General features: G+C 36.0%; 8 protein-coding genes and 1 pseudogene. 5 read left to right on the plus strand and 4 right to left on the minus strand.

All coding sequences use genetic code 11. From position 1 onward, the window contains the following. Positions 1-21: 21 nt before the first annotated feature. Complete coding sequence (locus tag Q0Q96_RS00140) at positions 22-387, minus strand: RNA-binding protein (protein WP_293870064.1); 366 nt, start codon at positions 385-387, stop codon at positions 22-24. Between the two features lie 130 nt (positions 388-517). Then, positions 518-1,276 carry a DUF6252 family protein gene (locus tag Q0Q96_RS00145; RefSeq protein ID WP_293870066.1) on the minus strand — a complete coding sequence of 253 codons (759 nt, stop codon included), beginning with the start codon at positions 1,274-1,276 and terminating at the stop codon, positions 518-520. A gap of 199 nt (positions 1,277-1,475) precedes the next feature. Here Q0Q96_RS00145 and Q0Q96_RS00150 point away from each other — a divergent pair, with 199 nt between their 5' ends. The 5 genes from Q0Q96_RS00150 to Q0Q96_RS00170 all read left to right on the plus strand — a co-directional run bounded on the left by Q0Q96_RS00150 (position 1,476) and on the right by Q0Q96_RS00170 (position 5,761). After that, positions 1,476-2,108 (plus strand): 30S ribosomal protein S16, encoded by a 633-nt coding sequence (locus Q0Q96_RS00150; RefSeq protein WP_293870067.1) that lies wholly within the window; start codon positions 1,476-1,478, stop codon positions 2,106-2,108. A 12-nt stretch (positions 2,109-2,120) separates the two neighbouring features. Next, complete coding sequence (gene rimM / locus Q0Q96_RS00155) at positions 2,121-2,645, plus strand: ribosome maturation factor RimM (protein WP_293870069.1); 525 nt, start codon at positions 2,121-2,123, stop codon at positions 2,643-2,645. A 165-nt stretch (positions 2,646-2,810) separates the two neighbouring features. Continuing rightward, positions 2,811-3,515 (plus strand): methyltransferase, encoded by a 705-nt coding sequence (locus tag Q0Q96_RS00160; RefSeq protein ID WP_293870071.1) that lies wholly within the window; start codon positions 2,811-2,813, stop codon positions 3,513-3,515. 196 nt (positions 3,516-3,711) lie between these two features. After that, the gene (locus Q0Q96_RS00165; protein WP_293870073.1) at positions 3,712-4,890 is read left to right on the plus strand and encodes an acyl-CoA dehydrogenase family protein; all 1,179 of its coding nucleotides are present in this window, start codon (positions 3,712-3,714) and stop codon (positions 4,888-4,890) included. A gap of 175 nt (positions 4,891-5,065) precedes the next feature. Continuing rightward, the gene (locus tag Q0Q96_RS00170; protein WP_293870075.1) at positions 5,066-5,761 is read left to right on the plus strand and encodes an SGNH/GDSL hydrolase family protein; all 696 of its coding nucleotides are present in this window, start codon (positions 5,066-5,068) and stop codon (positions 5,759-5,761) included. A 25-nt stretch (positions 5,762-5,786) separates the two neighbouring features. Here Q0Q96_RS00170 and Q0Q96_RS00175 read toward each other — a convergent pair whose 3' ends face one another. Beyond that, complete coding sequence (locus Q0Q96_RS00175) at positions 5,787-6,119, minus strand: 2Fe-2S iron-sulfur cluster-binding protein (protein ID WP_293870077.1); 333 nt, start codon at positions 6,117-6,119, stop codon at positions 5,787-5,789. A gap of 2 nt (positions 6,120-6,121) precedes the next feature. Further along, positions 6,122-6,323, minus strand: a pseudogene (locus Q0Q96_RS00180) (hypothetical protein); the annotation flags it as partial.

The raw sequence follows: 6,323 nt of genomic DNA on the forward strand, positions 1-6,323 counted from the left end.
ATTAAAATGTGATTTGGTGAATTAATATCTTCCACCACTATTTCTATCGTTATAGCCTCCGCCACCACGAGAGTTTCCACCACCGTTGTAACCTCCACCGCCGCCGCCTGAACGGTTGTTGTTGAAAGTTCTTCTTTCACCTTCTGGTTTTGGTTCAGATTTGTTAACTACAATAGCACGACCTTCAACAGTTGCACCATTTAATTCTTGAATTGCTTTTTCAGCTTCTGTATCATTTTCCATTTCAACGAAACCGAATCCTTTACTTCTTCCAGTAAATTTATCAGTAATAATTTTTACGGAATTAACCGTACCATAAGCCTCAAAAGACTCTCTTAAATCTGCCTCGTCAATACTAAACGGAAGACTTCCAACAAAAATGTTCATATTATTTATTTAAAATTTGACTACAAAGGTAAAAGAAATAAAATGTAAAGTGCTATAAATTTGTACTTTATTATTTAATTAATTTAAAATTATCATCAACAGTTATTAATTATTTTTTAGATGTTAAAAATTACATCGATGGATAAATGGGAACTTTATAAAATTCGCCATATTGAAAATTTAAAAGTGGTCCTGTTAAAGGGTTACTATTAATATTTACAGCACTAAACTTGAACTTACCCGTAACGGTAAAATTCACATTGTCATAATTTGTTATCTGTATTTCTCCGTTGCTATTTTGGGTATTAAGCACTCTTACTTTGCAGTTTACACCACCCAATGCAACAGTAACAATATCCCCTGGCACATAGCCATTACCTCTTGCTGTAACTTTTATAATCGAAGTGACTACTCCTGAACCATTTGCAACTAATGCTACTTTTAATCCTGAACCTGTTCCGCCAGTTGTATCGTGATCTAAAGTACATACATACTCGTTATTTGGTGGTTGCTGGGTACAATCTGAAGCATATCCTGTTCCTCCGTTAATTAGAGCAACACTATTAACTGGTCCCGGCACTGCAAGTGTAGCATAATCAATTATGGTATCATTAAAGTTTGAATGGTACGTTGCTGAATTATTCGCATTAGTTGTCCCAACAATATAAGTACCATTATTTTTACTGTTAGCGTTTAAAGTTACCTTCTCATAGGATGTGAAAGCTTCAATTGTCAATTTTCCAGTAGCTGAAACATAGGCTCGTGCGTCATTAGCTCTCCAAAAAACATCATCTTTTTGAGCTTGAAAACCTGGAGTGTTAAATTTTACGTTTTCTTGACAAGAAGAAAAAGCTATACAAATAGTAAATAGGAACAGAAATCTTTTCATGTTTTCACTTTATTTCTTTACAAAAATAGCTTTTTAATGCAAAGAGTCTATTAATTTCAGAAAAAAATAACGTTAAAGTCAAACGGAAAATACAATTTTAATCAAAAAGATTAGCCTTAATTAATTTGTTTACTAAAAAAAACTATATTTGCACCCTTAAATAATCGAGGTCGAGTACCTCAAATTAATCAAAAAGATTATGTCAGTAAAAATTAGATTACAAAGACACGGTAAAAAACAAAAACCTTTTTACTGGATTGTAGCAGCAGATGCTAGATCAAAAAGAGATGGTAGATACCTTGAAAAAATAGGAACATACAATCCAAATACCAATCCTGCAACTATTGATTTGAACTTGGACCAAGCGGTACAATGGCTACACAATGGAGCACAACCAACTGATACTGCAAGAGCAATTCTTTCTTATAAAGGAGCACTCATGAAACATCACCTAGATGGTGGCGTTCGTAAAGGCGCGCTAACTCAAGAACAAGCTGATACAAAATTGGCTGCATGGTTAGAAGATAAAGCTGGAAAAGTAGACACTAAAAAAGAAGTTTTATCAAAAGCCCAAGAAGCTGTCAAAGTGAAAGCTTTGAAAGCAGAAAAAGTTGCTAATGACAAACGTGCTGCTGCCGCTGTTGAAGCTGCAAAAGTAGAAGAAGTCGCTGAACAAGTTGTGGTTGAAGAAACTGAAGCTCCAGAAGCTGTTGCTGAAGTAGCTATTGAAGAAAATCCTGCCGCTGAAGTGGCTACAGAAGAAGCTCCTGTTGCTGAAGTGACAGAAGAAGCACCTGCAGCTGAAGAAGCTAGCGAAGAAAAAGAAGCTTAATTCCTTGCGATAATGCGTAAAGAAGATTGTTTTTATCTTGGCAAAATCGCTAAAAAATTTAGTTTCAAAGGGGAAGTACTTATCTATTTAGATACAGATGAACCCGAATTATATGAGAATATGGAATCAGTATTTGTTGAATTCAACAAAAATTTGGTTCCATTTTTTATTCGAAACAGTTCGCTGCACAAAAATGATTTTCTTCGTGTGCAATTTGAAGATGTAGATTCCGAAGCCGAAGCCGATAGCATAATGAATTGCGATATTTATCTTCCGCTTAATATGTTGCCAAAACTTTCGGGCAATAAATTTTATTTTCATGAAGTTATCGGATTTGAAATCGAAGACAAACGTTTGGGTATTTTCGGAAAAATTATTTCCATAAATGATACCACGGCGCAGCCTTTATTTGAGGTATTGAACGGCGAAGTAGAAATGCTGATTCCGATGATTGACCATTTTTTAGTCAAAATTGACCGCAAAAACAAAAAAGTCGTGATGGATTTGCCTGAAGGACTTGTTGAAATGTACATATAATTAACAATTATTTTGAGAAGCCGAGAACCTGCTGTCCGTTACAATCTTTTTTGTTTTGTCACACCGAGCGCAGTCGAGGGGCTTATTCCTTAACAAAAAAGGATTTTCACTTCTATCAGGGCTAGACAATTCTCTTTCTTTAAAACTTTTCATTATCAATTAAGAATGTTCCAGTTCAAACAATTTACCGTTAATCAAGACCGTTGTGCTATGAAAATTGGTACCGACGGTGTTTTGCTTGGAGCCTGGTGCCCAATTGAAAACAGTCCTTTTTCGGTTTTGGATATTGGTTCAGGAACCGGAATTTTGTCTTTGATGTTATCACAAAGAATTAATGCCCAGCAAATTGACGCCATCGAAATTGACGAAAACGCTTTTGAACAATGCGTAGAAAATTTTGAAAATTCACCTTGGGGCGACAGACTATTTTGTTTTCATGCCAGTTTGGACGAATTTATGGATGAGCCTGATGAGGAATACGATATTATTATTTCTAATCCACCGTTTTATACCGAAGATTTTAAAACCGATAATGAACAACGCGCTTTAGCCAGATTTGCAGATGCTTTGCCTTTTGAAGATTTAGTGGAAGCTGCACATCTTTTGCTTGCAGAAAAAGGGATTCTTGCAGTAATTATTCCTTTTAAGGAAGAAGAAAAATTTATTGGTTTAGCCAATGATTTCGAATTATATCCTTTTAAAATAACCCGTGTAAAAGGAACGCCAGCTGCTGAAATCAAAAGAAGTCTATTAGCTTTCTCACGATATGAAAAAGAAGTTTCAATTGACGAATTGATTATCGAGACTTCACGTCATCAATACACTGAAGAGTATGTTGCCTTGACGAAAGATTTTTACCTGAAGATGTAACTCTAGCCCAGATAGTAGTGAAAATCCTTTTTATTGCTTTTAAAGGAAGGCATCTCGACTGCGCTCGATGTGACAAAGTAATAAAAAGATTGAAACGGATAGCTGGAAATAGCTTCTGAAAATTATAACAATTGTTCATGGGAATTTTGTTTAAGATTCTTTAGCTTTGCAAACGTTTTCGTAAAAGATATTTAAGATGAAACCAGATTTATTTCAAGCACCAGATTACTACAATTTAGATGATTTACTGACAGAAGAACACAAATTAGTGCGTGATTCGGCTCGTGCGTGGGTGAAGCGTGAAGTTTCTCCTATTATAGAAGAGTATGCACAACGATCTGAATTTCCGAAACAAATTATTAAAGGTTTGGGTGAAATTGGTGGCTTTGGCCCCTACATTCCCCAAGAATATGGTGGTGCCGGTTTAGACCAAATTTCGTACGGTTTGATTATGCAGGAAATTGAAAGAGGAGACTCTGGCGTGCGCTCGACCTCATCAGTACAATCGTCTTTGGTAATGTATCCGATATGGAAATTTGGAACTGAAGAACAACGCCAAAAATACTTGCCAAAATTAGCAACCGGAGAATTCATGGGCTGTTTTGGTTTGACCGAACCTGATTATGGTTCAAATCCAAGTGGTATGACGACCAACTTCAAAGATATGGGCAATCATTATTTATTAAATGGTGCTAAAATGTGGATTTCAAACGCGCCTTTTGCAGATGTTGCTGTGGTTTGGGCAAAAAGTGAAGAAGGAAGAATTCACGGATTGATCGTAGAGCGTGGCATGGCTGGTTTTACAACACCAGAAACGCATAATAAATGGTCGCTTCGTGCATCATCAACTGGAGAATTGATTTTTGATAATGTTAAAGTGCCAAAAGAAAACCTGCTGCCAGGAAAATCAGGGTTAGGCGCACCTATGCAATGTTTGGATTCAGCGAGATACGGAATCGCGTGGGGAGCAATCGGTGCAGCGATGGATTGTTATGATACCGCTTTGCGATATGCGAAAGAAAGGATTCAGTTTGACAAACCTATTGCTTCATTTCAATTGCAACAAAAGAAATTGGCGGAAATGATTACCGAAATCACTAAAGCACAATTGTTGACTTGGCGTTTGGGTGTTTTGCGAAATGAAGGGAAAGCAACCACGGCACAAATCTCGATGGCGAAAAGAAACAACGTTGACATGGCCATTCACATTGCTCGAGAAGCACGTCAAATGTTGGGTGGAATGGGAATTACAGGTGAATATTCGATTATGCGTCATAGTATGAATTTAGAAAGTGTGATTACGTATGAAGGAACGCACGACATTCATTTATTAATCACTGGTGCTGATATTACTGGAATTCCGGCTTTTAAATAATATTAAACAATAGCTAAAATTTATATAAAATGCTTTTCAGAAATGAGAAGCATTTTTATTTTTATACAAACTTGAGAATCTTGTGATTTTTTTCCACGAGCATGAAAGGCGAACTGGCGAAGCAAACCATTACTTTCTTATTTTCGTAACTAACATTGTCTAAAATTTGTAACAGATGAAGTTTACAAACCATTTATTATTTCTAATAGTTTCCATTTTGTTTTTACAAAGTTGCAGTACTGATACTGCGATAGTAATTCCTCCGAAAAACTACAAATACCTTGCTCTTGGCGATAGTTATACCATTGGCGAAAGTGTTTGTGAAACTTGTCGTTATCCTGTTCAATTGAAAGACAGCATTGGGAAGTATTTAATTACAAACGATACATTTCAGGTTAAAATTATTGCAACTACAGGTTGGACAACTACCAACTTAAAATCGGCAATTGCTAGTGAAAATCCAACTACAGATTATGATTTGGTTACCCTTTTAATTGGTGTAAACAATCAATATCAACATGTGTCCTTTAGTGTTTATGAGCAGGAATTCCCGGAATTGGTAACCACAGCCATTCAAAAAGCACAAGGAGATAAAAACAATGTAATTGTGGTTTCAATTCCCGATTATGCTTATACTCCGTTTGGAGTTGGAAATGCTACAATTTCAGCGGAGATAGATAGCTATAATGCTTTTGCCGAAAATTATTGTAATGCCAATCATATCACTTTCATTAATATTACAGCTATTACAAGATTAGGGTTAGTTCACCCCGAGCTGGTGGCTAGTGATGGTTTACATCCTTCGGAGGTAGCGTATGCAAAATTTGTAGAACGAATTTTACCAAAAGCTAGAGTCAAAATCGCTGATTGACCCACAAATAATTAGGGTTCATTTCTTATTGCTCGGGAGCAATTTCTATTTCCAATCCGTCTATCGCGGCTGTTATTGGAATTTGACAACCCAATCGGCTGTTATCTTTAACATGATAGGCTTCCCAAAGCATAGCTTCTTCATCAGGATTCCTTTCCAATGAAATTAAATCATTCAAAACATAACATTGACACGAGGCACACATTGCCATACCACCACAAATTCCAATAGTTCCTTCTTCGGCAAGTTCATACACGCGAATGAGTTCCATGATATTCATGTTCATATCGGTAGGTGCCTGCACTTCGTGAATTTGTCCGTTACGGTCGGTGATTTTTATGGTGACGTCTAAAGGCATTGTCATTTTTTAAGTCTTTTCAATTGCTCAATATCAGCTAAATCTTTATACCTTCCTGATGCTAATTTATTTTTTATTAAATCGTCAAAATCAATGTATGGGATTTGTAAATTTTCAACTTCAAAATACTTTCTCTTTTTATAACTTTCACTGAATAGTAATCCATCAACTTGCGTTAGTATCTCTATTTTAGAAGGTTCAACT

Origin of the sequence: Flavobacterium sp., assembly GCF_025352015.1 — a bacterium.
In the GTDB taxonomy this organism is placed as follows: Bacteria; Bacteroidota; Bacteroidia; order Flavobacteriales; family Flavobacteriaceae; genus Flavobacterium.

Excerpts from the sequence above, each read along its gene's own strand:
- Q0Q96_RS00140 (WP_293870064.1), bottom strand. The coding sequence starts at position 387 with ATGAACATTTTTGTTGGAAGTCTTCCGTTTAGTATTGACGAGGCAGAT.
- Q0Q96_RS00145 (WP_293870066.1), bottom strand. The coding sequence starts at position 1,276 with ATGAAAAGATTTCTGTTCCTATTTACTATTTGTATAGCTTTTTCTTCT.
- Q0Q96_RS00150 (WP_293870067.1), top strand. The coding sequence starts at position 1,476 with ATGTCAGTAAAAATTAGATTACAAAGACACGGTAAAAAACAAAAACCT.
- rimM (WP_293870069.1), top strand. The coding sequence starts at position 2,121 with ATGCGTAAAGAAGATTGTTTTTATCTTGGCAAAATCGCTAAAAAATTT.
- Q0Q96_RS00160 (WP_293870071.1), top strand. The coding sequence starts at position 2,811 with ATGTTCCAGTTCAAACAATTTACCGTTAATCAAGACCGTTGTGCTATG.
- Q0Q96_RS00165 (WP_293870073.1), top strand. The coding sequence starts at position 3,712 with ATGAAACCAGATTTATTTCAAGCACCAGATTACTACAATTTAGATGAT.
- Q0Q96_RS00170 (WP_293870075.1), top strand. The coding sequence starts at position 5,066 with ATGAAGTTTACAAACCATTTATTATTTCTAATAGTTTCCATTTTGTTT.
- Q0Q96_RS00175 (WP_293870077.1), bottom strand. The coding sequence starts at position 6,119 with ATGCCTTTAGACGTCACCATAAAAATCACCGACCGTAACGGACAAATT.